At 58.6% G+C, this 26,944-nt stretch carries 20 protein-coding genes, 3 tRNA genes and 1 riboswitch; of the genes, 3 read left to right on the top strand and 20 right to left on the bottom strand.

What is annotated here, in order from left to right:
* Positions 1–318 precede the first annotated feature (318 nt).
* On the top strand, positions 319–834 hold the full coding sequence (locus tag AB3226_RS22095) for a cell envelope protein SmpA (RefSeq protein ID WP_367375830.1): 516 nt from the start codon (positions 319–321) through the stop codon (positions 832–834).
* Between the two features lie 19 nt (positions 835–853).
* Here the strand turns inward: AB3226_RS22095 and AB3226_RS22090 are convergent.
* The 7 genes from AB3226_RS22090 to ltaE form a co-directional block, all read right to left on the bottom strand.
* Positions 854–930: transfer RNA gene (locus tag AB3226_RS22090), tRNA-Arg, on the bottom strand.
* A 71-nt stretch (positions 931–1,001) separates the two neighbouring features.
* Positions 1,002–1,078: transfer RNA gene (locus tag AB3226_RS22085), tRNA-Arg, on the bottom strand.
* A gap of 107 nt (positions 1,079–1,185) precedes the next feature.
* A tRNA-Ser gene (locus AB3226_RS22080) sits at positions 1,186–1,276 on the bottom strand.
* A gap of 62 nt (positions 1,277–1,338) precedes the next feature.
* A complete protein-coding gene (csrA, locus tag AB3226_RS22075) occupies positions 1,339–1,527 on the bottom strand; it encodes a carbon storage regulator CsrA (protein WP_002554426.1) in 189 nt (62 codons plus the stop codon).
* Positions 1,528–1,713: 186 nt separating this feature from the next.
* The gene (locus AB3226_RS22070; protein ID WP_367374604.1) at positions 1,714–2,955 is read right to left on the bottom strand and encodes an aspartate kinase; all 1,242 of its coding nucleotides are present in this window, start codon (positions 2,953–2,955) and stop codon (positions 1,714–1,716) included.
* A 90-nt stretch (positions 2,956–3,045) separates the two neighbouring features.
* Entirely contained in the window at positions 3,046–5,667 is a 2,622-nt protein-coding gene (alaS, locus tag AB3226_RS22065) for an alanine--tRNA ligase (protein WP_367374603.1), read from the bottom strand.
* Positions 5,668–5,813: 146 nt separating this feature from the next.
* The gene (gene ltaE, locus AB3226_RS22060; RefSeq protein WP_367374602.1) at positions 5,814–6,818 is read right to left on the bottom strand and encodes a low-specificity L-threonine aldolase; all 1,005 of its coding nucleotides are present in this window, start codon (positions 6,816–6,818) and stop codon (positions 5,814–5,816) included.
* A 301-nt stretch (positions 6,819–7,119) separates the two neighbouring features.
* Positions 7,120–7,290: riboswitch (FMN riboswitch) on the top strand.
* A 115-nt stretch (positions 7,291–7,405) separates the two neighbouring features.
* Between ltaE and AB3226_RS22055 the strand changes: the two genes are divergently transcribed.
* Positions 7,406–7,915 carry a 6,7-dimethyl-8-ribityllumazine synthase gene (locus AB3226_RS22055; RefSeq protein WP_008071834.1) on the top strand — a complete coding sequence of 170 codons (510 nt, stop codon included), beginning with the start codon at positions 7,406–7,408 and terminating at the stop codon, positions 7,913–7,915.
* Between the two features lie 124 nt (positions 7,916–8,039).
* Here the strand turns inward: AB3226_RS22055 and astE are convergent, their stop codons facing one another.
* The 7 genes from astE to AB3226_RS22020 form a co-directional block, all read right to left on the bottom strand.
* Complete coding sequence (gene astE / locus AB3226_RS22050; RefSeq protein WP_367374601.1) at positions 8,040–9,050, bottom strand: succinylglutamate desuccinylase; 1,011 nt, start codon at positions 9,048–9,050, stop codon at positions 8,040–8,042.
* Positions 9,051–9,062: 12 nt separating this feature from the next.
* Positions 9,063–9,353 carry a hypothetical protein gene (locus AB3226_RS22045; RefSeq protein WP_030131779.1) on the bottom strand — a complete coding sequence of 97 codons (291 nt, stop codon included), beginning with the start codon at positions 9,351–9,353 and terminating at the stop codon, positions 9,063–9,065.
* 54 nt (positions 9,354–9,407) lie between these two features.
* Positions 9,408–10,754, bottom strand: a complete 1,347-nt coding sequence (gene astB, locus AB3226_RS22040; RefSeq protein ID WP_367374600.1) for an N-succinylarginine dihydrolase — start codon at positions 10,752–10,754, stop codon at positions 9,408–9,410.
* A gap of 169 nt (positions 10,755–10,923) precedes the next feature.
* Positions 10,924–12,393 (bottom strand): succinylglutamate-semialdehyde dehydrogenase, encoded by a 1,470-nt coding sequence (gene astD / locus AB3226_RS22035; protein ID WP_367375829.1) that lies wholly within the window; start codon positions 12,391–12,393, stop codon positions 10,924–10,926.
* Positions 12,390–13,415 (bottom strand): arginine N-succinyltransferase, encoded by a 1,026-nt coding sequence (astA, locus tag AB3226_RS22030; RefSeq protein ID WP_367374599.1) that lies wholly within the window; start codon positions 13,413–13,415, stop codon positions 12,390–12,392. The genes astD and astA overlap by 4 nt, the downstream gene beginning before the upstream one ends.
* A gap of 87 nt (positions 13,416–13,502) precedes the next feature.
* Positions 13,503–14,522, bottom strand: a complete 1,020-nt coding sequence (gene aruF / locus AB3226_RS22025) for an arginine/ornithine succinyltransferase subunit alpha (protein WP_007904685.1) — start codon at positions 14,520–14,522, stop codon at positions 13,503–13,505.
* 204 nt (positions 14,523–14,726) lie between these two features.
* Positions 14,727–15,947 (bottom strand): aspartate aminotransferase family protein, encoded by a 1,221-nt coding sequence (locus AB3226_RS22020; RefSeq protein WP_123721870.1) that lies wholly within the window; start codon positions 15,945–15,947, stop codon positions 14,727–14,729.
* A gap of 286 nt (positions 15,948–16,233) precedes the next feature.
* On the opposite strand from AB3226_RS22020, the gene AB3226_RS22015 reads away from it, so the two are divergent.
* Positions 16,234–21,075 carry a dermonecrotic toxin domain-containing protein gene (locus AB3226_RS22015; protein ID WP_367374598.1) on the top strand — a complete coding sequence of 1,614 codons (4,842 nt, stop codon included), beginning with the start codon at positions 16,234–16,236 and terminating at the stop codon, positions 21,073–21,075.
* Position 21,076: 1 nt separating this feature from the next.
* On the opposite strand, the gene argR is transcribed toward AB3226_RS22015, so the two are convergent.
* The 6 genes from argR to AB3226_RS21985 form a co-directional block, all read right to left on the bottom strand.
* Positions 21,077–22,057 carry a transcriptional regulator ArgR gene (argR, locus tag AB3226_RS22010; protein WP_367374597.1) on the bottom strand — a complete coding sequence of 327 codons (981 nt, stop codon included), beginning with the start codon at positions 22,055–22,057 and terminating at the stop codon, positions 21,077–21,079.
* Between the two features lie 246 nt (positions 22,058–22,303).
* Complete coding sequence (locus AB3226_RS22005; RefSeq protein ID WP_007904680.1) at positions 22,304–23,068, bottom strand: ABC transporter ATP-binding protein; 765 nt, start codon at positions 23,066–23,068, stop codon at positions 22,304–22,306.
* Positions 23,069–23,095: 27 nt separating this feature from the next.
* Positions 23,096–24,208, bottom strand: a complete 1,113-nt coding sequence (locus AB3226_RS22000; protein ID WP_367374596.1) for a M14 family metallopeptidase — start codon at positions 24,206–24,208, stop codon at positions 23,096–23,098.
* Between the two features lies 1 nt (position 24,209).
* Positions 24,210–24,908, bottom strand: a complete 699-nt coding sequence (locus AB3226_RS21995; RefSeq protein WP_038979418.1) for an ABC transporter permease — start codon at positions 24,906–24,908, stop codon at positions 24,210–24,212.
* Positions 24,905–25,594, bottom strand: coding sequence for an ABC transporter permease (locus tag AB3226_RS21990; protein ID WP_007951063.1), 690 nt, complete (start codon positions 25,592–25,594; stop codon positions 24,905–24,907). Before AB3226_RS21990 ends, AB3226_RS21995 begins: the two co-directional genes overlap by 4 nt.
* Positions 25,595–25,685: 91 nt before the next feature.
* Entirely contained in the window at positions 25,686–26,459 is a 774-nt protein-coding gene (locus tag AB3226_RS21985; protein ID WP_030131768.1) for an ABC transporter substrate-binding protein, read from the bottom strand.
* Positions 26,460–26,944: the final 485 nt, after the last annotated feature.

Below are 26,944 nucleotides of genomic sequence, written 5' to 3'. Positions count from 1 at the left end.
CGAACTCCACTCCCAGCAGCGGGGCACGCCGGAAGGATCAATCAGTCAATTCATGATTGTAGAAACGGGGTACTGAGTAACTACTGGGTAAGTCCATGGAGGTATTCCACAAGCCCCGGCGGGGCTGACGGGCGCAATGATAACACCGCCTGACGGTTTTAAACGTTAAAAAATCGCGGCTGAAACAAGTGCTTGCGAGACAAACTTGAGCGCCATCCTGACCCATGAAACTGCGACGACTTATCCTGAAAAGAAAACACACCGCCGCCTGAAAATGTAATGACTACCCTTGATGGAGACCGTCATGGAGGACGTCGAATGCCATCAAATGCTCGTTACTTGCTTGCCACCCTGCTCTGCCTGCCGCCCCAGGTGCTCGCCACGACCGTTCACCGGTGCGAAGCCGCCGATGGGCACATCACCTTCACGACCTTGAGCTGCACGGCCGGAGAAAGCCTCTCACTTCAGGACGTACACACGTTTTTGCCGGGCAGCGCGACGCCCCTGATGCCAGAAGCCGAGTTTCGCGAAACATCAGGTACGAAATCAAAAAGGAGAGAGCCGACGATCGTTGGTCAGTCCGAGGGCAAATGCGGAGATCTGCTCAGCGCGAAGGAACGCCGCATAGCGATCATCAATCAGCGGGTCGTTGCCGGCATGAGTCAGCAGGACGTCGAAAGCGCTCTCGGCAAGCCCGACAAAATCAGCACCCGCAATTCAGCCACAAGCTATCGCTACGACAACAAGCGAGGGCGCAGTGCTCATATCGAGTTCGACGAGAAAGGTTGTACCAAAGGAAAAGCCAAATCGCAGACGGCAAAAAGCCCGCGTTAAACGCGGGCTTTTTGGTGTTTGGTGCACTCGACAGGATTCGAACCTGTGACCGCTCGGTTCGTAGCCGAGTACTCTATCCAGCTGAGCTACGAGTGCATTTGTGTTTTTATACCAGATCACAACTGGTTGAAGCCAAGTTATTCACATTACTGCAAATAACTCTTAAATGGTGCACTCGACAGGATTCGAACCTGTGACCGCTCGGTTCGTAGCCGAGTACTCTATCCAGCTGAGCTACGAGTGCATTTGTTGCCGCGCATTATAGGCCGTCTAATCTCTATGTCAAACACTTTTTCTAGTAATTTCAAACACTTACCGAAGAAGCCAGATTACAACGTACTACGCAAATAATGGCGGAGAACGGGGGATTCGAACCCCCGACACCCTTTTGAGGTGTACTCCCTTAGCAGGGGAGCGCCTTCGGCCACTCGGCCAGCTCTCCGCAACACGGGGCGTATCTTAACCAACCTTTTCCCCGTTTGCAAACATAAAAAACGATAAAAATTAATGGCTTGGTTCTTCGTCCTTCTCTTTCTTTATACGCAGGTAAATTTCTTCACGGTGCACAGCAACCTCTTTCGGGGCGTTAACACCGATACGCACTTGATTTCCTTTAACGCCGAGCACGGTCACAGTGATTTCGCCATCACCAATAATCAGGCTTTCTGCGCACCGACGAGTCAGAATCAGCATACCTTTCTCCTCACGCATTTCATTTCAGGGACAACAGTCTGCAAAAAAAAGGCATTCGACCTACAACCAGAACGATCGCAGCCCTACATGCCTGAGTATTGACTAGCGCGGGCAAAAGAACAGCTTTGGGCCGCGCCATTCAAAAAAACAAAGGGCGCGGTCAGACCGCGCCCTTCGGGAAACGCATTACTCGCCCTGTCGGGCCGGCGCATCCAGTTCGAAAGCCGTGTGCAGAGCGCGCACAGCCAGTTCCAGGTACTTCTCTTCGATCACCACGGACACCTTGATTTCCGAGGTCGAGATCATCTGGATGTTGATGCTCTCTTTCGCCAGGGATTCGAACATACGGCTGGCCACGCCTGCGTGGGAGCGCATGCCGACGCCGACGATCGAGACCTTGGCAATCTTGGTGTCGCCAACGACTTCACGAGCACCGATCTCGCGAGCGGTGTTTTCCAGCACGGTTTGCGCCGCCTGGTAGTCGTTGCGGTGCACGGTGAAGGTGAAGTCGGTGGTGTTATCGTGCGCAACGTTCTGCACGATCATGTCGACTTCGATGTTCGCGGCACTGATCGGGCCGAGAATCTTGAAAGCAACGCCCGGGATGTCTGGCACGCCACGGATGGTCAGCTTGGCTTCATCGCGATTGAAAGCGATACCGGAAATGATCGGCTGTTCCATGGTTTCCTCTTCATCAATAGTAATGAGGGTGCCCGGCCCCTCCTTGAAGCTGTGCAGTACGCGCAGCGGAACGTTGTACTTGCCGGCGAATTCCACCGCACGGATCTGCAACACCTTGGAACCGAGGCTGGCCATTTCCAGCATCTCTTCAAAGGTGATCTTGTCCAGGCGCTGAGCCACGGACACCACACGCGGGTCGGTGGTGTAGACGCCGTCGACATCGGTGTAGATCTGGCATTCGTCAGCCTTCAAGGCCGCCGCCAGCGCTACGCCGGTGGTGTCGGAACCGCCACGACCGAGGGTGGTGATATTGCCGTGCTCGTCGACGCCCTGAAAACCGGCGACAACCACCACACGACCGGCCTTCAGGTCACCGCGAATCTTCTGGTCATCAATCTGCAAGATACGCGCTTTATTGTGCGCGCTATCCGTCAGAATCCGTACCTGATTGCCGGTGTACGACACCGCTGGCACGCCGCGCTTGATCAGCGCCATGGCCAACAGTGCAATCGTCACCTGCTCACCGGTGGATACGATCACATCCAGCTCGCGAGGAACCGGTTGGCCGTCGCCACTGATTTGCTTGGCCAGATCGATCAGACGGTTGGTTTCGCCGCTCATTGCAGACAGCACAACCACCAGGTCATCGCCCGCATCGCGGAATTTCTTAACCTTGTCAGCGACCTGCTCGATTCTCTCGACAGTGCCGACTGAGGTGCCTCCAAATTTCTGTACGATCAAAGCCATTTCAAAGCCGCCTCTGCCCATGAAGGGCGCCCAATAATCACTCAAACAGCGTTCTGGCCCGCCACTAGACCGCGGGCCAGGCACACGGCCTTATAAACCCTGCTCTACAAATGGAACAGTCAGGGCCAATGCGGCATCCAGTGCGCCAGCGTCAATACCACCGCCCTGCGCCATGTCTGGACGACCACCGCCCTTCCCGCCCACTGCCGCAGCAGCCTGTTTCATCAAATCACCGGCTTTGAGTTGGCCAGTCAGGTCTTTGGTTACGCCTGCAACCAGAACGACCTTTTCCTCATGGACACTGCCGAGCAGGATCACTGCGCGGCCGAGTTTGTTTTTCAGTTGATCGACCAGCGCCAGCAGCGCCTTGCCATCCTGACCGTCCAGACGCACGGCCAGCACTTTCACGCCTTTGACGTCCAGGGCAGAGGCCGACAGATCGTCGCCCGCCGCACTGGCCGCCTTGGCCTGCAACTGCTCGAGTTGCTTCTCCAGCAGACGGTTGCGCTCCAGCACAGCCGACAGCTTGTCGATCAGGTTATCGCGGCTGCCCTTGACCAGGTTGGCCGCTTCCTTGAGTTGTTCTTCAGCCGCGTTCAAGTAGGCCAGCGCGGCTGCGCCGGTGACTGCCTCGATACGACGCACACCGGAGGCCACACCGCCTTCGCTGGTGATTTTCAGCAGGCCGATGTCGCCGGTACGGTTGGCGTGAATACCGCCGCACAGCTCGACGGAGAAATCGCCCATGCTCAACACGCGCACGCTGTCGCCGTACTTCTCGCCAAACAGCGCCATGGCGCCTTTTTGCTTGGCGGTTTCGATGTCGGTTTCTTCGGTTTCAACCGGCGAGTTCTTGCGAATCTCGGCGTTGACGATGTCTTCCAGCGCCTTCAACTGCTCAGGCTTGATCGCTTCGAAGTGGCTGAAGTCAAAGCGCAAGCGCTGACTGTCGACCAACGAACCTTTCTGCTGAACGTGCTCGCCCAGTACCTGGCGCAATGCGGCGTGCAGCAAGTGAGTGGCGGAGTGGTTCAACGACGTCGCGTGACGCACGTCGGCATCGACATGAGTCTGCACCGGAGTACCCACGATCAGGCTGCCCGAATCCAGCACACCGTGGTGCAGGAACGCACCGCCGGTCTTGGTGGTGTCGCGCACGTCGAAACGTGCAGCGCCAGCCTGGAGGAAGCCGCAGTCGCCGATCTGACCGCCCGACTCAGCATAGAACGGGGTCTGATTTAGAACGACCACGCCCGCTTCGCCTTCGCTCAGCACGTCAACCGATTGCCCTTCTTTATAGAGAGCAACGATTTTGGCGGAACCGCTGTGAGCGGTGTAACCGGTGAATTCGGTGGCCACATCAACCTTGACCAGGCTGTTGTAGTCCATGCCGAAGGAGCTGGCGGAGCGAGCACGCACGCGCTGGGCCTCCATTTCACGCTCGAAGCCTTCTTCGTCGATGGTCAGGCTGCGCTCGCGAGCGATGTCGCCGGTCAGGTCCATCGGGAAGCCGTAAGTGTCGTAGAGCTTGAACACCACGTCGCCCGGCACCACGTCACCTTTGAGTTCGGCCAGATCCTGCTCGAGGATCTTCAGGCCCTGCTCCAGGGTCTTGGCGAATTGCTCTTCTTCGGCTTTCAGGACGCGCTCGATGTGCGCCTGTTGGGATTTCAGCTCTGGGAACGCTTCACCCATCTCGGCGACCAGGGCCGCAACGATCTGATAGAAGAAGCTACCCTTGGCGCCCAGTTTGTTGCCGTGACGGCAAGCGCGACGAATGATCCGGCGCAGCACATAACCGCGACCTTCGTTGGACGGCAGCACACCGTCGGCAACCAGGAAGCCGCACGAACGAATATGGTCAGCCACGACTTTCAGCGAAGCCTGAGCGTCGTTGGTGCAACCGATGGCTTTGGCCGATGCGGTCAGCAGGCTCTGGAACAGGTCGATTTCATAGTTCGAGTGAACGTGCTGCAGCACGGCACTGATCCGCTCCAGGCCCATGCCGGTGTCCACCGACGGCGCTGGCAACGGGTGCAACACGCCATCGGCGGTGCGGTTGAACTGCATGAACACGTTGTTCCAGATCTCGATGTAACGGTCACCGTCTTCTTCCGGCGAGCCCGGCGGGCCACCCCAGATGTCGGCGCCGTGATCATAGAAAATCTCGGTGCAAGGACCGCACGGGCCGGTATCGCCCATGGTCCAGAAGTTGTCGGAAGCGTACGGCGCGCCTTTGTTGTCGCCGATGCGAACCATGCGCTCGGCTGGCACGCCGATGTCTTTGGTCCAGATGTCGTACGCCTCGTCATCGCTGGCGTAGACGGTGACCCAGAGCTTTTCTTTCGGCAGGTTCAGCCACTTCTCGGAGGTCAGGAAGTTCCAGGCGTAGGTGATGGCGTCACGCTTGAAATAATCACCGAAGCTGAAGTTACCCAGCATTTCGAAGAAGGTGTGGTGACGGGCGGTATAACCGACGTTTTCCAGGTCGTTGTGCTTGCCGCCGGCGCGCACGCATTTCTGGCTGCTGACAGCGCGGGTGTACGCGCGCTTTTCCTGGCCCAGAAAGCAGTCCTTGAACTGGTTCATCCCCGCGTTAGTGAACAGCAGGGTTGGGTCGTTGCCCGGAATCAAAGAGCTGGAGGCTACACGGGTGTGGCCTTGCTCTTCGAAGAAGCGAAGGAAGGCTTCACGGATTTCTGCGCTTTTCATTAGGTTCTTCCACGGAGGCTGCGGCCAAAGGCCTGTACGAAACGTCAACAGACGAAGCGACGGCAAAGGGCCGCATTATATCGGCCCTGCGCGCGGGGTACAGCGTGTTTATACGATAGAAACGGTCAATTGGACCGCTAACGCGATCAGTTGCGGGAAAAGTCGACGAATGTAGCGACGACTTGCTCGATTTGCGCACGGCTGACGTCCATGTGCGTGACCATTCGCAGGCGACCGGCAGCGCTGAGTTTGATCCCGTGCGTCGCGGCGAAGGCCTTGATCGCTTCAGCCTTATCGCCTATCTGCACGTAAACCATATTGGTCTGCACTGGCTCGACCTCATAGCCCGCCGCTCGCAGGCCTTCGGCCAGCATTTGTGCGTTGGTATGATCATCTGCCAGGCGCTGAATATTGTTATCCAGCGCATAAAGCCCTGCCGCGGCGAGAATCCCGGCCTGACGCATACCGCCGCCGACCATCTTGCGCAGACGTCGCGCCTTGGCGATCAACTCGACCGAGCCGCACAACACCGAACCGATCGGCGCACCCAAGCCTTTGGACAGGCAGACTGACACCGAATCGAAATGCTGAGTGATCTCCCGGGCGTCGACACCTAACTTGACCGCCGCGTTGTAGAGCCGAGCACCATCCAGATGCAGCGCCAAACCGTTTTCATGAGTGAAGCTGCGAGCCCGGGCGAGATACTCCAGCGGCAGGACCTTGCCCTGCATGGTGTTTTCCAGCGCCAGCAAACGGGTACGGGCGAAGTGGAAGTCATCGGGTTTGATCGCGGCGGCGACCTGCGCCAGGTCCAGCGAACCATCGGCCTGCACTTCCAGCGGCTGCGGCTGGATCGAACCGAGCACTGCCGCGCCGCCACCTTCGTACTTATAGGTGTGGGCCTGTTGACCGACAATGTATTCGTCACCGCGATCGCAGTGGGCCATCAGGCCCAGCAAGTTGCTCATGGTGCCCGTCGGAACGAACAGCGCAGCAGCAAAACCCAACTGATTTGCAAGCTCGGCTTCCAGTCGGTTGACCGTCGGATCTTCGCCATAAACGTCGTCACCGGTGGCCGCATTGGCCATCGCGTCGAGCATCCCTGCGGTCGGTTGGGTGACGGTGTCGCTGCGAAGATCGATAACGCTCATGAATCTGGCCTCGGAAAGCAGGGGAAAATCCCTTTCAGGAAGGAATTACTGCGGTCATGTCGGCGAATAATCAAGCCTTGAACGAGGAAAAGGCACGTTACTCCTTCGAGAAAGCACCATCCATGTGGGAGCGGGCTTGCCCACGATAGCGAACTGTCAGTCGATAACCAAGGTGACTGACACAACGCTATCGCGGGCAAGCCCGCTCCCACAGGTTCTGCGTTTTGATTGACCGGTATTGGACATGCACGCCCCGAAAATATGTGTTAAAAACGCTTCGCCGCCAAACAATCTGGCGGCAAAACGTTCTCAGGGCGGGGTGTAACTCCCCACCGGCGGTAATTGCGCGCAATGCGCATAGCCCGCGAGCGCTTGGCGACAGGCACGGCAATGGCTGTGATGGCGGCAAGGTCAGCAGACCCGGTGTGATCCCGGGGCCGACGGTCATAGTCCGGATGAAGAGAGAACGGGATTGGCGCCGCCTAGGCTCTGTACCAAAGCGCCGTCCGTAGGCATTTGTGCCTGCGTACCCTTAAATCCCATTCGATTCATAACGCCCTGTTTTTCACACAAACAGGAGTCAGAACATGCAACCCACCGCAATCGATAGCAAAAGCAAAAACCATCAGGGCGAGCGCGTCGCGTTCATCCAGGCCTGCTGGCACAAGGAAATCGTCGATCAGAGCCGTAAAGGCTTCGTCGCCGAAATGATTGCTCAGGGTTATCAGGAGTCGGACATCGATTTCTTCGAAGTCGGCGGTGCCTTTGAAATTCCGCTGCATGCCAAGTTGCTGGCCAAGTCCGGCCGTTATGCCGGCATCGTCGCCGCGGGCTTGGTGGTCGACGGCGGCATCTATCGCCACGAATTCGTCGCTCAGTCGGTGATCAGCGGTCTGATGCAGGTTCAACTGGAAACCGAAGTGCCGGTGTTCTCGGTGGTTTTGACCCCGCACCACTTCCATGCTGGCGAAGAACATCAGAAGTTCTTCTTCGAGCATTTCGTGCATAAAGGCCAGGAAGCGGCGAAGACTTGCGCGGATACGCTGCACAAAATGCGGGCGTTGCGTCGCAGTGAGCCACGCGCGGTAGCGGTCTAAACACAAAACCTGTGGGAGCGGGCTTGCCCGCGATAGCGGTGTGTCAGTCACCCTAGTTATCGACTGACAGTCCGTTATCGCGGGCAAGCTCCCACAAGGATTTATGTCGAGCCAGAGATCAGGGTCAGGCCAGGTTTTTGTCGGTGGTCGGCACGATCAGGATGCCGGCGCGCAGGCCGTTCTTGACCTTGGGGTTCGGGAAGATGATCCGGGCGCCCTTCTCTTCGATGACCCAGCGGGTATTGGCGATATCCTCGGCCAGCACATACCCCACTTTCAACTCCGAAAAGTTTTCGATATCCGCCGGCAGGTTCAGGCGGAAGTTATCACTGTGCTTGATGATTTCCCGCGCAACGCTGAACAACTGCAACCCATCCAGCCCGTCGTCGGTCATTGGCGGCTCGGTGCCTTCGATGATCTGCTTCAGACGGGTTTCAAGAAGGCTGACGTTGACCCCATCGTTCTGCCCGAAAGGCCGGGCCTTGCCCAGTTCCAGGGTGAAGGACTCGGCATCGAGCTTGTCGTAGGTATAGGAGCTGAAGACGATGGAGGGTTTGTTCTGCAACAGCACCGCCTCCATGCCGGCCGCGCGCAAGCGAGCCAGTTCCAGGCGTGAATGCTGACGACCTTCTTTCCAGGGATACAGGGCGAACTGCTCGATTTTCGAGCCACGGATCGCCGTGTGCAGGTCGTAGTGCAGGCGATTGCGGTCCGGCAGGCTGAAGAAAGTCGCCGCCAGCCGCTCCAGCTCACAAGCGCGCAAGGCCTCGGAACCGCTGGTTTGTTCGTGTCGACCGTTGAACAGCCGATTGACGTCCTGCTCGATAAAACGCTCACCGCGGCGGATAGCCTCGGGGTTGCCGAACAGAAACAGAATACGTGCGCGCGGCTTCAAGTCACCGCGGGCGATGTCATGCAACAGACGATCGAGCAGCTCGATCGGCGCTGTTTCGTTGCCATGGATACCGGCCGATAGCAGCAGGTCCAGGCCATTGTCGCGGGCTTCAGGTGGCCGGACTTCCAGCGCACCTTCGCTCAACCAGCGCATCCGCACGCCTTCGACAGTCAGTTGAGTCTTCTCCGCCGGTTCGCGACCGGCGAGGGTCAGTTCAAGCAGTTTGCCGAGGGCGAGCATAGAGCGGTTTCCTTAGTGGTCGTGATTGCAATCCGGGCCGTGTACGTGGTCCTCATCATCACCGACTTCAGCCGGTTCCATCTCCAGTTGCAGACTTACCAGATTAGTCGCCAATGGGCGAAGAAGCAGGTTTGCGTATTCAGCGTCACCTTCTTCGACGTCCACGCCGATCAGCAACTGGCCGCGGCCGTCCTGCTGGATCCACAGCTCTTTACCTTGCCACATGACCGCGACGCGGGTGCAGGAAGTTTCCAGTTGCGTGCCGTCGGTGTCTTCAAGGATCAGCTGCAGGGTATCGCTCATGTTTTACGCTCTCGTCTGGAGATAGCGCGGCGCATTCAATTCATGCGCCGACTTTCAATTGATCTGGAATGGATAAACCGCGCCCAGTTTAAGGATTTGCGTCAGTTCATCCAGTGCCGTCCGGCACTCAAGCAGCAATTGCGGGTCCGCGAGATCGTTTTCGGTCATGCGGTCGCGATAGTGCTTGTCGACCCATTCGGTCAATGTGCCGTACAACGGTGCCGTCATGATAACTCCTTGGTTGACGGCCGCCAGTTCGGTTTCGTTAAGTGCGACGCGTAACCGCAGGCAAGCCGGGCCACCGCCGTTCTGCATGCTCTGCTTGAGATCGAAAACTTTTACTTCGCGGATCAGGCCGCCAGAGCCGGTCAGGCCTTGCAGGTACTGCCAGACACGCTCGTTGCCACGGCATTCTTCCGGCACGATCAATAGCATGGAGCCGTCAGGACGCGACAGCAGCTGGCTATTGAACAGGTAGGAACGAACAGCGTCTTCCACGGTGACCGCGGAACGCGGTACGCAGATCGACTGAAATTTCCCACCGACTTTTGCGAGTTTGCCGTGCAGTTCAGCGAGCATCTGCTCGGTGTCGAGGAAGGCGTCTTCGTGATAGAACAACACTTCGCCGTTACCCACCGCGATCACGTCGTTGTGGAACACACCCTGATCGATCACCGAAGGGTTCTGCTGGGCATAGACCACGCCGTCATCGCTCAGACCGTGCAGACGCGCGACAGCCTGGGACGCTTCGAGCGTCTGGCGTGCCGGGTACTTCTGCGGATTCGGGTAACGGGTGTCGAACGCGCTGCGACCGAACACGAAAAACTCGACGCCGGCTTCACCGTATTCACGGCAGAAACGGGTGTGGTTGGCCGCGCCTTCGTCACCGAACTGCGCCACGGCCGGTAAAGCGGCGTGGTGAGCAAAGTGCTTCTGATCGGCGAACATCGCCCCCAGTACGCGACTGGTGGTCGGGTGTTCGATGCTGCGGTGGTATTTGCAGTTGAGGTTGGCGGCGGTGAAATGCACGCGACCATCCGCAGTGTCAGCGCTCGGGCTGACCGTGGCGGCGTTGGCCACCCACATGCTCGACGCCGAGCAACTGGCAACCAGCAGCGGCATGGCCTCTTTGGCGGCGCGCTCGATCACCTGAGCATCGGTACCGCTGAAACCAAGGCGGCGCAGTGCTGCTACGTCCGGACGTTCTTGTGGCGCCAAAACGCCTTGCTGAAAGCCCATTTCCATCAGCGCTTTCATTTTCGCCAGGCCTTGCAGCGCGGCTTCCTTCGGGTTCGAAGACTGCTGGCTGTTGCTCTGGGACGCGACGTTGCCGTACGACAGGCCGCCGTAGTTATGGGTCGGCCCCACTAGACCGTCAAAATTGACTTCATAGGATTTCATCAGCGAGGCTCCACGAGAATCTGTTTTTTATAGGCATCAGTAACTAACTGTTCAGTGCGACCGAGTCGCGGCCATCGCGGGCAAGCCCGGCTCCCACAGGTTCGGAGGTGTTCACAAATTTTGTGTTCCACTCAATCACTGTGGGAGCGGGCTTGCTCGCGAATGGGCGTCACGCCATCTTCACGCCAGGCGTCAAAGCAGCAGGCAAGGTCAGGCTCGGGGTTTCCAGCGAGGCCACCGGGTACGCGCAGTAATCGGCGGCGTAGTAGGCGCTGGCGCGATGGTTACCCGATGCGCCGACACCGCCGAATGGCGCGCTGCTCGCCGCACCGGTCAGCTGCTTGTTCCAGTTGACGATACCCGCACGGCTTTCCAGCCAGAACTGCTGATAACGCGCTTCGGAATCCGACAGCAGACCGGCCGCCAGGCCATAGTCGGTGTCGTTGGCTTCAGCGATCGCCGCTTCAAAATCAGCGTAGCGGATCACTTGCAGCAGCGGACCGAACAGTTCTTCGTCCGGGCGATCGGCCACCGCCGTCACGTCCAGAATGCCCGGGGTCAGCAAGGCTGCCTGAGCCTGAGGCTGAGTCATTTCCAACAGCGCCACGGCGCCGTTGGCCAGCAGATGTTCTTGCGCATCCATCAGCGCTTTCGCAGCGCCGAGGGAAATTACCGAGCCCATGAACGGCGCTGGTTGCTGATCGAACGCACCGACTTCAATCGTCGAGCTAACCGCTACCAAACGCGCCAGCAGCGTATCGCCCCAAGCGCCTTGCGGCACCAGCAAGCGCCGGGCACAGGTGCAACGCTGACCGGCAGAAATGAACGCCGACTGAATGATGGTGTAAACGGCGGCATCGAGGTCCGCGACCTGATCCACCACCAATGGATTGTTGCCGCCCATTTCCAGCGCGAGGATTTTGTCCGGACGACCGGCAAACTGCTGGTGCAGGTGATTGCCGGTACGGCTGGAACCGGTGAAGAACAGACCGTCGATGCCCGGGTTCGCCGCCAGGGCGATACCGGTTTCGCGAGCGCCTTGCAACAGGTTCAGCACGCCGGCCGGCAGACCGGCTTCGATCCAGCATTTGACCGTCAGCTCGGCAACTTTCGGGGTCAGCTCACTTGGCTTGAACAGCACACTGTTACCGGCCAGCAGCGCCGGCACGATGTGACCGTTCGGCAAGTGGCCGGGAAAGTTGTAAGGACCAAACACTGCCACCACACCGTGTGGCTTGTGGCGCAACACCGCAGTGGCGTCGCCCAGCGGGCCGCTCTTCTCGCCGGTACGTTCGCGGTAGCTCTGCACCGAGATGGCAATCTTGTTGACCATGCTGGTGACTTCAGTCGCCGCTTCCCACAGGGGTTTGCCGGTTTCTTCGCCGATGGTGCGAGCCAGTTCGTCAGCATGATTCTTCAGCGCGGCGGCAAAGGCTTCCAGCACGCTGATGCGCTCTTCCAGGGTACGGCGAGCCCAGCCCGGGAACGCTTGACGCGCAGCTTGCACAGCCGACTCGACCTGACCGGTCGTGGCGCCTTCGCCGGCCCACAGCACTTGCTGGGTCACCGGGTTTACCGATTGAAAGCTTTCACCCTGACCGGCCAGCCATTCACCGGCGACGTATAGCGAATTCATTATTTCGACTCCCGAGCAGCGGACAACGGAACGGCGCGCACTTGATCGCCGGCGTTGAGTTGAAGACGTTTGGCGGTCAGCGGATCGACCACCAAAGTGCCGGCGGCGAAGCGTGCTGGCGCGGCGGTGATCCGGCAGTCTTCACGCTTGCGGTTATGAATCAGGAACGGCGTGGCATCGTCACCCGGGGTGCCGATGGCCAGCACCAGCGCCTGACTGTCACGCACCGCGCGGATCTTGGCGGTTTCGCATTCCACCGCAGGACCGGCATCGAAAATGTCGACGTAGCCTTGGTAGCTGAAGCCTTCGCTCTTGAGCATTGACAGCGCCGGCTCGGTGTCCGGGTGAACCTGGCCAATCACGTTGCGCGCATCTGGCGACAGGAAGCAGGTGTACAGCGGGAATTTCGGCATCAGTTCGGCGATGAACGCCTTATTGCCCACGCCGGTGAGGTAATCGGCCTGGCTGAACTCCATCTTGAAGAAATGTCGACCCAGGCTTTCCCAGAACGGTGAACGTCCGGCGCCATCGGACACACCGCGCATTTCGGCGATGATCTTGTTGCCGAACAGTTGCGGGAACTCAGCGATGAACAGCATCCGCGCCTTGGCCAGCATGCGGCCGTTGAGGCCAGTGCGGAAATCGGCGTGCAGGAACAACGAGCACAACTCGGAATTGCCGGTCAGGTCGTTGGCCAGGAACAGCGTCGGAATCTCGCGGTAGATATTCAGCTCTTGCGAGGCGCTGACGGTCAGACCGACGCGGAAGTTGTACCACGGCTCACGCAGGCCGACGGCGCCGGCGATGGCGGAAATACCCACCACACGGCCGTCGTCATCTTCGAGCACGAACAGGTAGTCCGCATCACCGCGCCCGGCGTCGCCACGGAAGGTCTTCTCGGCCCAGCCGACCCGATGGGCCAGACGCTCTTCGTTGGCCGGCAAGGTGGTCAGGCCGGTGCCGGTGCTGCGGGCCAGGTCGATCAGAGCGGGTAAATCGCTGCTGCGTACGGGACGAACGATCATGCTATCTCCTCAAACGGGCCGCTTGAGCCACCCGTGAAACTCGCTGCTTTACTAAGCATTCACTCTTTATAGGCATAGCAGCAGGCGTTAAACCGCCACCAGGCGCACGCTGGCACCTTCACCGACGCCCAAGGCTTCGGCCGCTTCCAGATCCAGGGTCACGGGTTTGCCTGGCGCGTAATCGAGTTCGAGCAAAACGGCGCGGTAATCCTGCAACTGGGCGTTGGCCACCAGGTACTGACGACCGGCACCTTTGACCGGCTCACCGATTTTCACCGGGACTACACGGCTCTGGGCGATCGAACGGATCCCCGAGACGCGGGCATGCAGGGTCGGGCCACCGTCGAAAATGTCGATGTAGTGATCGGTCTCGAAGCCTTCGCGCATCAGGATGTCGAAAGTGATCTGCGCCCGCGGATGCACCTGGCCCATCGCTTCTTGAGCGGAGTCCGGCAGCAACGGCACGTAGATCGGGTAATGCGGCATCAGCTCAGCCAGGAACGTGCGGCTTTTCAAGCCACACAGACGCTCGGCGGCGGCGTAGTTGAGGTCGAAGAAGTTGCGACCGATGGCATCCCAGAACGGCGAGTCGCCGTTTTCGTCGCTGTAACCGACGATCTCGGTGACCACCGAATCGGCAAAGCGCTCCGGATGGCTGGCCACAAACAGCAGGCGACCACGGGAATTGAGCTCCGCCCAAGGCGAACCTACCAATTCCGGCTTCACGTAGAAACTGGTCAGCAAGCTGTTGCCGGTCAGGTCGTGGCACTGGGAGAGCACGTGGATCTTGTTGTGAATCTTCAGCTCGCGGGAGGCGTGCACGAAAGTTTCGTTACGAAAGCTGTAGAACGGCTCGGAATAACCGGCCGAGGCAACGATGGCCGAACAGCCGACCAGTTTGCCGGTGGCCGTGTCTTCGAGGACGAAGAAATAACTCTCTTCACCGTTGAAGCTGACTTCGGCGGCGAATGAGGCTTCGCTCGCCGCGATCTTGTCGCTCAGGCGTTCAACATCATCCGGCAAGGAAGTGACACCAATCGGGCTGTCTGCAGCCAGACGCTGTACCTCGCCCAGATCAGCCATTTGCGCGGGGCGCATCACCAGCATGGTGTCACTCCTTTCTCGAAAAATATTCATAAGAAAAATGCCCGGCTCATGTGGGAGCGGGCTTGCCCGCGATAGCGTCCTGTCAGATAACAATGAAGTCGGCTGTCAGGTCCTCATCGCGGGCAAGCCCGCTCCCACATTTACTGTGCCCGGCACATAAAAATTGGGTTCGACGCTTGAACAGTTCAGGCGTCGAAGGGACTATCAGGCTTGCGTCAGTTTCGCCGCGGCGCGCTCGAAACGGTCCAGACCGGCATCGATATCGGCGTCTTCAACCACCAGGCTTGGCGCGAAACGAATCACGTCCGGGCCGGCTTGCAGAATCATCAGGCCTTCACGCTCGGCGGCGTTGAAGATGTCCTTGGCCTTGCCTTTCCAGGCATCGTTCAGTACGCAACCGAGCAGCAGGCCCAGACCGCGGACTTCAGTGAAGAGGCCGTACTTCTCGCCGATCTGCTCAAGACGGGTCTTGAACTTGTCGTGCTTGGCGTTGACGCCGCTCAGCACTTCAGGCGTGTTGATCACATCGATCACCGCTTCAGCGACAGCGCACGCCAGCGGGTTGCCGCCATACGTGGTGCCGTGGGTGCCGACGACCAGGTGTTTGGCCAGGTCTTCGGTGGTCAGCATCGCTGCAATCGGGAAACCGCCGCCCAGGCTCTTGGCGCTGGTCAGGATGTCCGGGGTCACGCCGTAATGCTGATAGGCGAACAGCTTGCCGCTGCGGCCCATGCCGGTCTGAACTTCGTCGAAAACCAGCAGCGCATTGTGCGCATCGCACAGTTCACGAGCACCTTGCAGGTAAGACAGCTCGGCCGGCAGTACGCCGCCTTCGCCCTGGATCGGCTCCAGAACCACCGCGCAGGTCTTGTCGGAAACAGCGGCTTTCAGCGCGGCCAGATCGTTGTAAGGCACGTGGGTGATGCCGGTGATCTTCGGACCGAAGCCGTCGGAGTACTTCGACTGGCCGCCAACGTTCACGGTAAACAGGGTACGACCGTGGAAGCTGTTGAGCGCGGCAACGATTTCGTACTTCTCGGTACCGAAACGGTCATGGGCCACGCGACGGGCCAGCTTGAAAGCGGCCTCGTTGGCTTCGGCGCCAGAGTTGCAGAAGAACACGCGCTCGGCAAAAGTGGCGTCGACCAGCTTATGGGCCAGGCGCAAGGCCGGCTCATTGGTAAACACGTTGGATACGTGCCACAGCTTGTTCGCTTGCTCGGTCAATGCAGCGACCAGCGCCGGATGCGCATGGCCCAATACGTTAACGGCAATCCCGCCAGCGAAGTCGATCAGCTCGCGGCCAGACTGGTCCCAAACACGGGAACCGGCACCACGCACAGGAATGAAAGCGGCTGGCGCGTAGTTGGGAACCATTACCTGGTCGAAATCGGCGCGTTCTACCGCAGCGTGCTCAACGGACATCGGAGTCTCCTGAAGAGGAACACTCGCCTGAAACTGGCGAGCGATGAGGGGATTGTAAGGACAGTTTTCAGCCCGGCCTTGCCGCCAAGCGACAACTTCTTATAGCGCAAACACCGGTTTTGACCGGGTTTACGGCAATGCGACATATAGGGTCGCAAAGGCGCAGTTTAAACCGACAGCACAGGTTAAAGGCAGGCTTGATGAACGGTGCGGTAAATATGTACCGCACGCAGTGGATCGTCGTCTGTTTTGCTGAGGCTCAATCCAAACGCTAAGGGAATAGCGCATGAATCAAGACGATATTGAGCACGGCCAACCGGACACCCACTTTCATCACGTTTACCGAAACCTGCCCACGTGGCTGTTGGAATCTTCAGTCGAAACGCGCAGCGCCCTGAAAAACGCCAGCCTTGAAATGCCGCACTGGCACCGCACGGCGTCCCGACCGCAGCATCAGATACTGAAAACCTCAAGCCAGGCGCACTTGACCCAACGAAACCGACTGGGTTCGAAACTGGCAAAACTGCAAAACGCCCAGGATTTTGCCGAGTCGATTCTGACACCGGCCCTGAAAGCCCGGTTCGACCTGGAAGTGGATGTAAAAACCACTTTCCTGCGCCTGTACATTCCTCAGACCACGCCCTTTTTTGCGATCAAGACCGGCGCTGCCCGCACATGGACGGTATCGCTGCTTGATGCCGCGCTGCACAACTTTCAGGCATCAGAGACCGAGGTGGATGCCTACGAGCCGGCTTCGACCTTTATCACCAAACCGTCGTCTACGGGGCAGTTCGATACCCTGCCGTTGGTTTCCCGAAAGATCACCATTCAGAGCTTTACCCGGTTGTGCCGGGAGTTGGACATGGGGGGACAGTACAACGCCTATCTCAAAGAAAACCTGGGATTGACCAACCCGGTGGCCGGGGCCGTTTTGAAACACAATGTCATGAGTGCGAACAAAGCAGCACTGCGCTCTGCACTTCACCTGGCCCATGCACGCCAGGATATTGATAGCGACGCCTTTAACGCGATTTACCGCGTACTGGAAGGACGCCCGGCCATGCTCCGGGACGGTCACCCCTTGCATTGTCATGACCTGACGATGATGTCTTCATCGCTGACCGGCATTGTCATCTTTGGCGCCAGATCAGAGCGGGCAACCAAGGCTACCCGCATCATCGCCTACATTCCGGACGATCCGGAGCATCCGTTCAAACAGTACTCCGACACCGTGGCGTTCATGAACGAACTGACCCGCAAGCTACGGACACCCGCTTATCAAACCTTCTTCAGCCGCTTCGTCGATCACGCGGAACGCGGGCACTTTTTTGCCAATCTTAATAGCCGCTTGCGAACGGTGACCTGGCATCAACACACTCACGGCGATCCACTGCCCAACTGGCGCGAAACACCTATCGACAAGCCAGACCTGCAATTTTCGATGAACCCGTTCAGAGCGGATCTGTGGAATCACCTGTACCAGCGACAATTGAACAAAATCATCAACGACGCGAGCACACTCGCCGTCTCCACCGCCCGTGCCGATCAAGCTACGCGATGGGCGCTGTGGGACGCGTTCAGCAAAATCGCCTCCACGATCCTTGAAGTCGCGACGTTCGTTGCCCTGCCCTTTGTGCCATTCCTGGGTGAGTTGATGCTGGCTTACATGGCCTACCAGCTACTCGACGAGACGTTCGAAGGGATCATTGACTGGGCGCAAGGGCTGAAAAAAGAAGCGTTCGGGCACCTGATCGGCATCGTCGAAACGGCGGTTCAAGTGGGAACCTTCGCAGTGGGCGGTGCCATCGCCGCCGGCACCTTCAGTCGCCTCCTTTCTCGCGAAACAGTGGCACTTATCGCCCCTCTCAAACCCGTATCAACACCAGAAGGTAAAACCAAATACTGGAAGCCGGACTTGGCGCCGTACGAACAAACCATCGAACTGCCAGAAGAGAAACACCCCGATCACTTGGGCCTGTACCGCCACGAGGGCAAAACGCTTCTACCCCTCGAAGGAAAGCTGTACGCCGTACGGCCAACTCGCGATGCCCGTCAATTTCAGATTGAACACCCAAGCAGCAATGACAGCTATAAGCCCTCATTGCGGCACAACGGTCATGGCGCCTGGCAAACGGAACTGGAGCAACCCCTGCATTGGGACCGGGAAACCGTCATGCGCCGTCTTGGCCACAGTGTCGAATCGCTCTCCAGTGCCGAGCGTGAGCAGGTCCTGCGGATCAGCGGTTATCACGACAACGTGCTGCGAGAAATCCATGTCGAAAATCATCGCCCGCCATCGCTCCTGACCGACACGATCAAGCGCTTCAGGATCGATCGGGATATTCAGACGTTTATCGAACAGATTGACAGCGACCAGCCTGAGCAATACCGCAAGGCTGATCCGGTCATGCAAAAACAATTGCTGACCCGGTTCGACTCATGGCCTGCTGACACCGCCCTGCCGGAACCGGTCGCCCAGAGGCAAGCCTTGCGAAAGCAGACCGCGGACATCGCCCGAACCTATCGCAAGTCGCTGTTCGAGCTTCGCTATCGCGAACATGAAAAGACCGCCGATCTACCGACCCAACGGCTACTCGCCGACTTTGAGGGATTACCCACCGATATCGCCCAGGAACTGGCGAGCAATGCATCGGGCAACGAACTGAGGCAGTTGCACAACGGGGTAACACCTCAACGCCTGAAGGATGTCGCAAGGAAAGCCCTGGAGGCGGTGCGCGCATCCCGTGCTTATGAAGGACTCTTTTCTGATGCCCTGATGAGCGCAGACACCCACATGCTCGCCTTGCACAGCCTGGATTTGCTACCCGGATGGCCGGCCGATGTACGCATCGAGGTGAGAGATTTTGCCCATGACGGGATCGTGCGCGACAGCATTGGCCCCGTCGACGCATCGATCCGAAAAACGCTGGTGCGTAGCGAAGATGGTTTTTATCAAGCGCTTGATGAAAAGCAAACGCAGCAGTTCTCGGGTGATTTTTATCAGGCCATCCTTCAAGCGCTGCCGGATATCGAGCGCACCACACTGGGGTTTTCCATTGGGGAAGGACAAATGCTCAAACAGCGCATTGCCGCGCAGGCTCTGGACCACCCACAGCTTCGTGCACTTTTTGCGAAAAACCCTCATCGAAAACCCTTCTATGACCCAACGACCATGCGTCTGCCCGGAGGTTCGGAGGGTTACCCGCGCATTGGTCCCGCAGCACCAACGCTCAACGAAAGGGTGCGCGAGATTTACCCGAGCCTCACCGAGGACGAAATCCAGTCCATGGTCCTCATGCTGCAGAGTCATCCCGCTGGCGCCCGCATTGAACTGTCACGCCAGGCAAACGAACTGGCCCGCCTGCACCTGGACCTGGGGCGCTGGATAAACGACGCCCCGACCGTCCACCCGCAAACCCGAGTTGCATTGAGCGACCTGGACCGCGAGATCGCGCGCCGCAATCGCACACAGCTAGCCCAGGAAATTCAGCGCAGCTGGCGCCGCCAGTCTGAGCGCGATTTCGATGCACCAGATGGCAGCGAGCAGTATGTGCTGAGGTTTGCAGAACCGATCCTGGGCAACCTGCCGACACTCACCGCCGACTTCAGTCATGTGTCGCTGCTTTCTCTGGAAGGCAATCATGCTGCGCAGGGTGTGTCGGACTTCCTGAACCGCTTCAATGGACTTCGCCGCCTGGAACTGCGTCGTTTCGCCCTGACCACCCTCCCCGATGCCATCACCCGAATGCCGAACCTTGATGCGCTGGTGTTAAGTCATTGCGGTATCAGATTGAACACTGCCACGTGGTCGAAACTGACAGCATTGAACAAACTGGTCATGTTGGATCTGTACAAAAACCCGTTCGAAATCGTCCCTCGCATCGACTCGATGAACGAGCTGGTTCACCTTGATCTAAGCGATACCAACCTGACCGATATTCCGACCGGAGCCCTGCAACATCCAAAGCTCGACACCCTCCTGTTGATGAACAACAAGATCAGTGAATTATCTGTCGAGTTATTCGAGAGTTCGCTTTACGACAAACGTGGTGTGCACCTGACCCACAACCCGATTTCCAACCGTTCGCGGGATCTCGTCAAACGGCATCACTTCGATACCGCTTACGACATGGGCGTCTATGCCCCCGAGGCGGACATTGATCGCGTCAGGGCGCTGTACCCAGGTATGGAAGTCGAGCAAGCGAGCGAGTTTGTCTACGAGTTGCCGGGCACCCTGGAGGATGGCCGGGCAGACCTGACACGCCTGGAAGAGGAGCTGACTCGCTTGAGAGCCGATTTGTCTGCCTGGACCGCCGACCTTCCGGCCCGACATCCTTTAACGGGTCAACCCTTCAGTCCCCTGCAACTATTTGCCGAACAAGCCAATCGCGACGAGTTCAAGCAATTGCTGGAGAATTGCTGGCAGCGTGAGGCCGAGCTGGATGATTTCAGGGACAGCCTGGAACCCGCCTACGAATTGAATTTTCGCTCGCTCATCATTGGAGAACTGCCCACCCTGAGTGCAGATTTCAGCCATGTGTCAGCACTGGAGTTGCTGAGTGCGGATGGCGTGACACGCATCGGGCGTTTCCTGGAGGCCTTCCCGAACCTCAAAAGTCTGAGGTTGCGCAACTGCACGCTGGGCGACATTCCCAATACCGTATTCAACATGGGAAAACTCAGGTCACTGTCGCTTCCCAACTGCCGCGTCAGCTTGTCGGCAGAATCGGCAAACGCACTGGCCGGAATGGACCAGCTCGATTATCTCGACCTGGGCTATAACCCACTGACACAAACGCCTGATCTTTCGCAAATGCCGGGGTTGGCGACCGTCCTGCTCAACAACACCCACATCAACGAAATACCCAATGGCCTGCTCAACCTGGAAGAACTGGATTGGGCAGACCTGAGTTCGAATGCAATCACAGAAGCGCCCAGCGACTTGACGGAACTGCCCGTGGAAACGGCAGAGAACATTACGTTGCGAGACAATCCGCTATCGGAGGAAAGCCTGTTAAGGCTGATCAGTTACTACGAACGTACGGGAGCAGATTTCGGCGTGGACGAAGTCATCAACCGGGGGCAAATGGAAATTTCCACCTCTGAGGACTCCGAGATCGACGAGTAACTCAGCCGCGCTCGGGCGGCACCGACGACAACTCGAACGGGCTGCTGCTACGCCGCTGGTTGCGATCTTCCCGAGGCGTGGCGCCGAAGAAGTTGCGGTAGGCGCTGGAGAAATGCGGCCCCGAAGAGAAGCCACACGACAGGCCGATCTGGATGATCGACTTGCTGGTTTGCATCAACATCTGTCGGGCCTTGTTCAGGCGTAATTCCAGGTAATACTGGCTCGGCACACGGTTGAGGTATTGCTTGAAGATCCGCTCCAATTGCCGACGCGATACGCACACATGCTGGGCGATTTCGTCGGTGGTCAGGGGTTCTTCGATGTTGGCTTCCATCAGCAACACCGCTTGGGTGAGCTTCGGATGACTGGAGCCCAAGCGGTTCTGCAATGGAATGCGTTGACGCTCGCCGCCTTCACGGATGCGTTCGACAACGAGTTCTTCTGAAACCGCCCCGGCCAGTTCAGCGCCGTGGTCACGGGCCAGCACCGCCAGCAGCAAATCGAGCACCGACATGCCGCCGCACGCGGTCAAGCGATCGCGATCCCAGTCGAACAGATGACTGGTGGCGATCACCTTCGGGAAACGCTCGGCGAAATCGTCCTGCCAGCGCCAATGCACGGCAGCGCGGTAACCGTCGAGCAAACCCAACTGCGCCAACGGGTAAACACCGGCCGACAAACCACCGATCACACAACCGGCTCGCACCAGTTGTTTCAGCCCACTGCTGAGCGCCGGCGCAAGTGAAGTCGGCGGCTCGTCGGCGAGCAGGAACAGTTTCTGGAAGTTTTCGAGCTTGCCGGCCCAGGGCTCACCCGGCAATTGCCAGGCGCCTTCGGTCGCCGGTTCGGCCTGCAAGAACGACAGTTCGTAAACAACGTCCGGGTGCACACGCTGGGCAACACGCAAGGCCTCCTCCGCCAGCGCAAGCGTCAGAGCTTTAGTGCTGGGCCAAATCAGGAAACCAATTCGATGGGCAGTCATGGCGGGCAATCCGAAGCGAAAACAGCGATGAAGGCATGGACCAATGCTAGCCCGTAAATAAACACAATTCTCAAAACCAGCAGAGATCTAAATGTGGGAGCTGGCTTGCCTGCGATGGCGGTGTGTCTGTGCCAGAGATGCAAACTGACCCACCGCCATCGCAGGCAAGCCAGCTCCCACAGGGGATCGGGGCCAGCCTCGAGGCTGCGAAGCATGCACTATCCCTGTGCACAACGGCAGTTCTGATTATTTCAAGCTGCCGGACAAAAATTGTTGCAAACGCTCAGACTGCGGATTGACCAGCACTTCGCGCGGGTTGCCGCTTTCTTCAACAACACCTTTGTGCAGGAAAACCAGCTGGTTCGACACTTCACGGGCAAAGCCCATCTCGTGCGTCACCACCACCATGGTCCGGCCTTCCTGTGCCAGGGCCTGCATGACTTTCAGCACATCACCGACCAACTCAGGGTCGAGGGCCGAGGTCGGTTCGTCGAACAACATCACCTCAGGCTCCATCGCCAGCGCACGGGCAATCGCCACACGCTGCTGCTCGCCGCCGGACATGTGGCCCGGGTAGGCATCCTTGCGATGAGCAACGCCGACCTTGTTCAGGTAGTGCTCGGCCTTCTCGCGGGCTTCGGTCTTGGACATGCCGAGCACGTGGACCGGCGCTTCCATGATGTTTTCCATCGCGGTCATGTGCGACCACAGGTTGAAATGCTGGAACACCATCGACAGGCGCGAACGCATGCGTTGCAGCTGTTTCGGGTCGGCGGCTTTCAGCGCGCCGTCCTTGTTGGCGACCAGTTTCAGCTCTTCATTGTTGAGCAGAATCTTGCCGGCGTGCGGCTGCTCAAGCAGGTTGATGCAGCGCAGGAAAGTACTTTTGCCGGAGCCACTGGAGCCGATGATGCTGATCACATCGCCAGCCGCCGCTTTCAGGGACACACCCTTGAGCACTTCGTGACTGCCATAGCGTTTATGCAGGTCTTGGACTTCAAGTTTGTACATGCGGTCGGTTCTCACAAAAACAGTCAGTCAGTCGTTGAGCAAGCGCCCGTGACGCAGCGCTTCGCGCCCCGCCACCTTGGCCAGCCAGAAACCGGGTTGGGCATAACGCAGCCGTTCAATGGCAAACAGCACCCCGGACGTACCAGCACACACCGTGCTGACCCGATCCGATAACGGATCGATCACTTCAAAAATCTCGTCGCCCGCTTCAACCCACTCACCGGGTTTGCGCAGAAAACTCACCACACCAGGATGCGGCGCGAACAGGAATTCAGTGCCTTCGAACGGCAGGCCTTCGCAAGCGTCTTGCGCAGGTTTCGGCCATTCGCCGCTGATCAAGCCTTGTTCAGCGAGGAATGCCAGAATGCCTTCGGCGTGAGCCTGCGCCTCTGGGCGACCGGTATCGGATTGGCCACCCAACTCGAGGGTCGTCGCCAGGCAGGCCAGTGGAATCCGGGCATCCGGAAACAGACGCGACAAACGCAGCCATGGCAGCGAGCACGCTTCGTCAAAGGAGCTGCCGCCGGAATCTTCCGCCAGCAGACCGACCTTGACGTTCAAGTGTGCAGCCAGTGAACGCCAGTGCGGCCAGTGTTGCGGCAAGGCGTACATGTGCAGCGCCGCTTCGCAATCGCAATGCAAATCCAGCACCACGTCGGCAGTGCAGGCATGGCTGAGCAAGATGCGCTGCATGCCTTGCAACTGACTCTCGGCAGGCGGCAAGGCAGCCAGCACGTCGCTCATGGTTTCACGAATCAAACGGATATTGGCGTGAGGATCGTCACCCAGATGCCCTTGCAGCTCAGCGGCCACGGGCTCGCTCAGCTCGACAAAATCCCGGTTGAAGTTCTTGCCGCTGCCGGCTTCGAAACGCCCCTGATGGTTACCCTGAAGCAGTTGACCCAGGCCCAATGGGTTGGCCACCGGCACCAGTTCGATCACACCGTTCAGCAAGCCTTGGGCTTCGAGTTCGGTCAGGCGTTTTTTCAGCTCCCAGGCCGTGCGCATCCCCGGCAGTTCATCGGCGTGCAGGCTGGCCTGGATGTAGGCCTTGCGCTCGCCAGCGCCGAAGCGGAACACCGAAATCCGGCGTTCGCTGCCCAGGTGGCTCCATGGCAATGCATGATCGATGCGTTCCATATCAGTGCTTCCGCGGGGCCAGATAGCCCAGCCAGCGGTGCTCGGCCATTTTGAACAGGCGCACTAGAATGAACGTCAGGCACAGGTAGAACACGCCGGCGGTGATGTAGGCTTCGAACGGCAAGTAGAACTGCGCGTTGACCGTGCGCGCGGCACCGGTGATGTCGATCAGGGTCACGATGGACGCCAGACTGGTGGTCTGCAGCATCATGATCACTTCGTTGCTGTACTGCGGCAGTGCCCGGCGCAGGGCCGACGGCAGCAGGATCCGCTTGTACATTTTGAAGCGCGACATGCCCATGGCCTTGGCCGCTTCGATCTCACCATTTGGGGTGGCGCGCAGGCTGCCGGCAATGATTTCAGCGGTGTAGGCACTGGTGTTGATCGCGAACGCCAGGCATGCACAGAACGTGGCGCTGGACAGCCATGGCCAGAGGAAGCTTTCACGCACCGCTTCGAATTGCGCCAGACCGTAGTAGATCAAAAACAGCTGCACCAGCATCGGCGTGCCGCGGATCACGTAGGTGAACAGCCAGGCACTCATGTTGACGACTGCATTCTTGGAAACGCGCATCAGCCCTAGGGGCAGCGCCGCCAGCAAACCGAAGAACAGCGACAGCGCGAGCAGTTTGAGGGTGGTCACCAGGCCGCCGAAGTACAGCGGCAAGGCCTCCCAAATGACGTTGTAGTCGAAGATCATAGATCAGCCGCCCTTACGCCTACCGAGTAGCGCTTCTCAAGGTGACGCAATGCCAGCAACGAGACGCTGGTGATCACCAGGTACATCGCCGCCACTGCGAGGAAGAAGGTGAAAGGCTCACGGGTAGCGTCTGCCGCCTGCTTGGCCTTGAACATCATGTCTTGCAGACCGACCACCGAAATCAGCGCGGTCGCCTTGGTCAATACCAGCCAGTTGTTGGTGAAGCCCGGAATCGCCAGACGAATCATCTGCGGCACCAACACCCGGAAGAACACCTGAAAACTGCTCATGCCGTACGCCATGCCGGCTTCTGCCTGCCCCTTCGGGATTGCCATGAAGGCGCCACGGAAGGTTTCCGACAAGTACGCACCGAAGATGAAGCCCAGGGTGCCGATACCGGCGGCCAACGGGTTCAGGTCGATGTAGTCGTCATAACCGAGCATCGGCGCGACGCGGTTGAGCAGGTCCTGGCCGCCGTAGAAAATCAGCAGAATCAGCACCAGATCGGGAATACCGCGGATCACCGTGGAGTACAGATCGCCCAGCCAGGCCAGCCAGCGCACCGGCGACAGACGCAGCGCAACGCCGATCAGTCCCAGAACGATGGCCAGGGCCATGGACGACAAGGCGAGCTGAAGCGTCAACCATGCGCCATCGAGGATGACAGCCCCGTAGCCTTTCAACATGATTCAGGTCCTCGAAAGTTGGGATGAAAAAATGGCGCAAACCTCAGAGATCCTGTTGCTTGCGCCATTTCGGACTTGTCGCGGGGACGTATTACTTGCCGTAGATATCGAAGGCGAAGTACTTGTCCTGGATTTGCTTGTACTTGCCGCTTGCACGAATGGCAGTGATCGCGGAGTTGATCTTGTCTTTCAAGGCGTCGCCCTTGCGAACTGCGATGCCGATGCCGTCGCCGAAGTACTTCTCGTCGGTGAAGGCCGGGCCCACGAAGGCGAAACCTTTGCCGGCGTCGGTTTTAAGGAAACCGTCATCCAGCAAGGTCGCGTCTGCCACGGTGCCGTCCAGGCGACCGGCGGCCACGTCGAGGTAGATTTCGTTCTGCGAGCCGTAAGGCTTGATCTCGGCACCCAGCGGGGCCAGGACTTCACGGGCGAAACGCTCATGGATCGAACCACGTTGCACACCGATGTTCTTGCCCTTCAACTCAGCCAGGTTTTCACTGACCTGAGTGCCGGCCTTCATGACCAGGCGAGCCGGGGTGTTGTAGTACTTGTTGGTGAAGTCCACGGACTTCTTGCGGTCTTCAGTGATCGACATGGACGACAGGATCGCGTCGATCTTGCGCACTTTGAGTGCCGGGATCAGGCCGTCGAATTCTTGCTCGACCCACACGCACTTGACCTTCATCTCTTCGCACAGTGCGTTGCCGATGTCGTAGTCGAAACCCACGATGCTGCCGTCCGGCGCCTTGGAGGCGAACGGAGGGTAAGCCGCTTCGATACCGATTTTTACGGGCTTATCATCGGCGAAGGTCGGCAGGGACAGCACGGACAGTGCCAGGGCGCCAAGCAGCACAAGTTTCTTCATCTTGGGACTCCATCGGTAAAGGGCAAAAACGGCAGAGTGAGCGACAGCCCAATATGCGAATGGGTTAAACAGCGAAGCAGTGCTGCGTCCTGGGAACCGCGGGCTGATTTCAACATTGATTTCAACACCGGCAACGACGAGCGAGTGATCGGCATTCTAACGACAGGCCCGAAGCCGATATTTCTTCAATGCGACAACAAATTACAGATGCACCGAGAAAGCCGCTTGAGCACGTTGACAGCCTTGCAATTTCATGCAAGAGCAAAAGACAGTTAACCGATCTATATTGCAAATTGCGGGCCTATTATTGGCAAACCCTTCTAATCCGGCAAGCGCAGCGTAATGTCTTATTTTTCATACCGGGCTGAGAGGCCCTGAAACGGGGCTTTGCGTTTCCCTATGCCTCGTTGCCGGGCGTGAGGTTACACATTCAGTTACTTGAAGGGTGATGGGTAACAGTGGGAAATGGCCTACGGCGGACATCG

Origin of the sequence: Pseudomonas lini (assembly GCF_964063345.1) — a bacterium.
GTDB lineage: Bacteria > Pseudomonadota > Gammaproteobacteria > Pseudomonadales > Pseudomonadaceae > Aquipseudomonas > Aquipseudomonas lini_B.
The sequence above is the reverse complement of the archived record's forward strand: the minus strand, read 5'-3'. Positions and strand labels throughout refer to the sequence as shown.

Coding starts and splice junctions, on each gene's coding strand:
- astE (WP_367374601.1), bottom strand. CDS start 9,050: ATGCTCGCCCTCGGCAAACTGCTTGAACTGACCCTCGCCGGTCGCGAA.
- ltaE (WP_367374602.1), bottom strand. CDS start 6,818: ATGAGCGTTATCGATCTTCGCAGCGACACCGTCACCCAACCGACCGCA.
- astB (WP_367374600.1), bottom strand. CDS start 10,754: ATGAAATCCTATGAAGTCAATTTTGACGGTCTAGTGGGGCCGACCCAT.
- AB3226_RS21995 (WP_038979418.1), bottom strand. CDS start 24,908: ATGATCTTCGACTACAACGTCATTTGGGAGGCCTTGCCGCTGTACTTC.
- AB3226_RS22045 (WP_030131779.1), bottom strand. CDS start 9,353: ATGAGCGATACCCTGCAGCTGATCCTTGAAGACACCGACGGCACGCAA.
- AB3226_RS22020 (WP_123721870.1), bottom strand. CDS start 15,947: ATGTCCGTTGAGCACGCTGCGGTAGAACGCGCCGATTTCGACCAGGTA.
- AB3226_RS22005 (WP_007904680.1), bottom strand. CDS start 23,068: ATGTACAAACTTGAAGTCCAAGACCTGCATAAACGCTATGGCAGTCAC.
- aruF (WP_007904685.1), bottom strand. CDS start 14,522: ATGCTGGTGATGCGCCCCGCGCAAATGGCTGATCTGGGCGAGGTACAG.
- alaS (WP_367374603.1), bottom strand. CDS start 5,667: ATGAAAAGCGCAGAAATCCGTGAAGCCTTCCTTCGCTTCTTCGAAGAG.
- AB3226_RS21990 (WP_007951063.1), bottom strand. CDS start 25,594: ATGTTGAAAGGCTACGGGGCTGTCATCCTCGATGGCGCATGGTTGACG.
- astA (WP_367374599.1), bottom strand. CDS start 13,415: ATGATCGTTCGTCCCGTACGCAGCAGCGATTTACCCGCTCTGATCGAC.
- csrA (WP_002554426.1), bottom strand. CDS start 1,527: ATGCTGATTCTGACTCGTCGGTGCGCAGAAAGCCTGATTATTGGTGAT.
- AB3226_RS22015 (WP_367374598.1), top strand. CDS start 16,234: ATGAATCAAGACGATATTGAGCACGGCCAACCGGACACCCACTTTCAT.
- AB3226_RS22095 (WP_367375830.1), top strand. CDS start 319: ATGCCATCAAATGCTCGTTACTTGCTTGCCACCCTGCTCTGCCTGCCG.
- AB3226_RS22055 (WP_008071834.1), top strand. CDS start 7,406: ATGCAACCCACCGCAATCGATAGCAAAAGCAAAAACCATCAGGGCGAG.
- AB3226_RS22070 (WP_367374604.1), bottom strand. CDS start 2,955: ATGGCTTTGATCGTACAGAAATTTGGAGGCACCTCAGTCGGCACTGTC.
- argR (WP_367374597.1), bottom strand. CDS start 22,057: ATGACTGCCCATCGAATTGGTTTCCTGATTTGGCCCAGCACTAAAGCT.
- AB3226_RS22000 (WP_367374596.1), bottom strand. CDS start 24,208: ATGGAACGCATCGATCATGCATTGCCATGGAGCCACCTGGGCAGCGAA.
- AB3226_RS21985 (WP_030131768.1), bottom strand. CDS start 26,459: ATGAAGAAACTTGTGCTGCTTGGCGCCCTGGCACTGTCCGTGCTGTCC.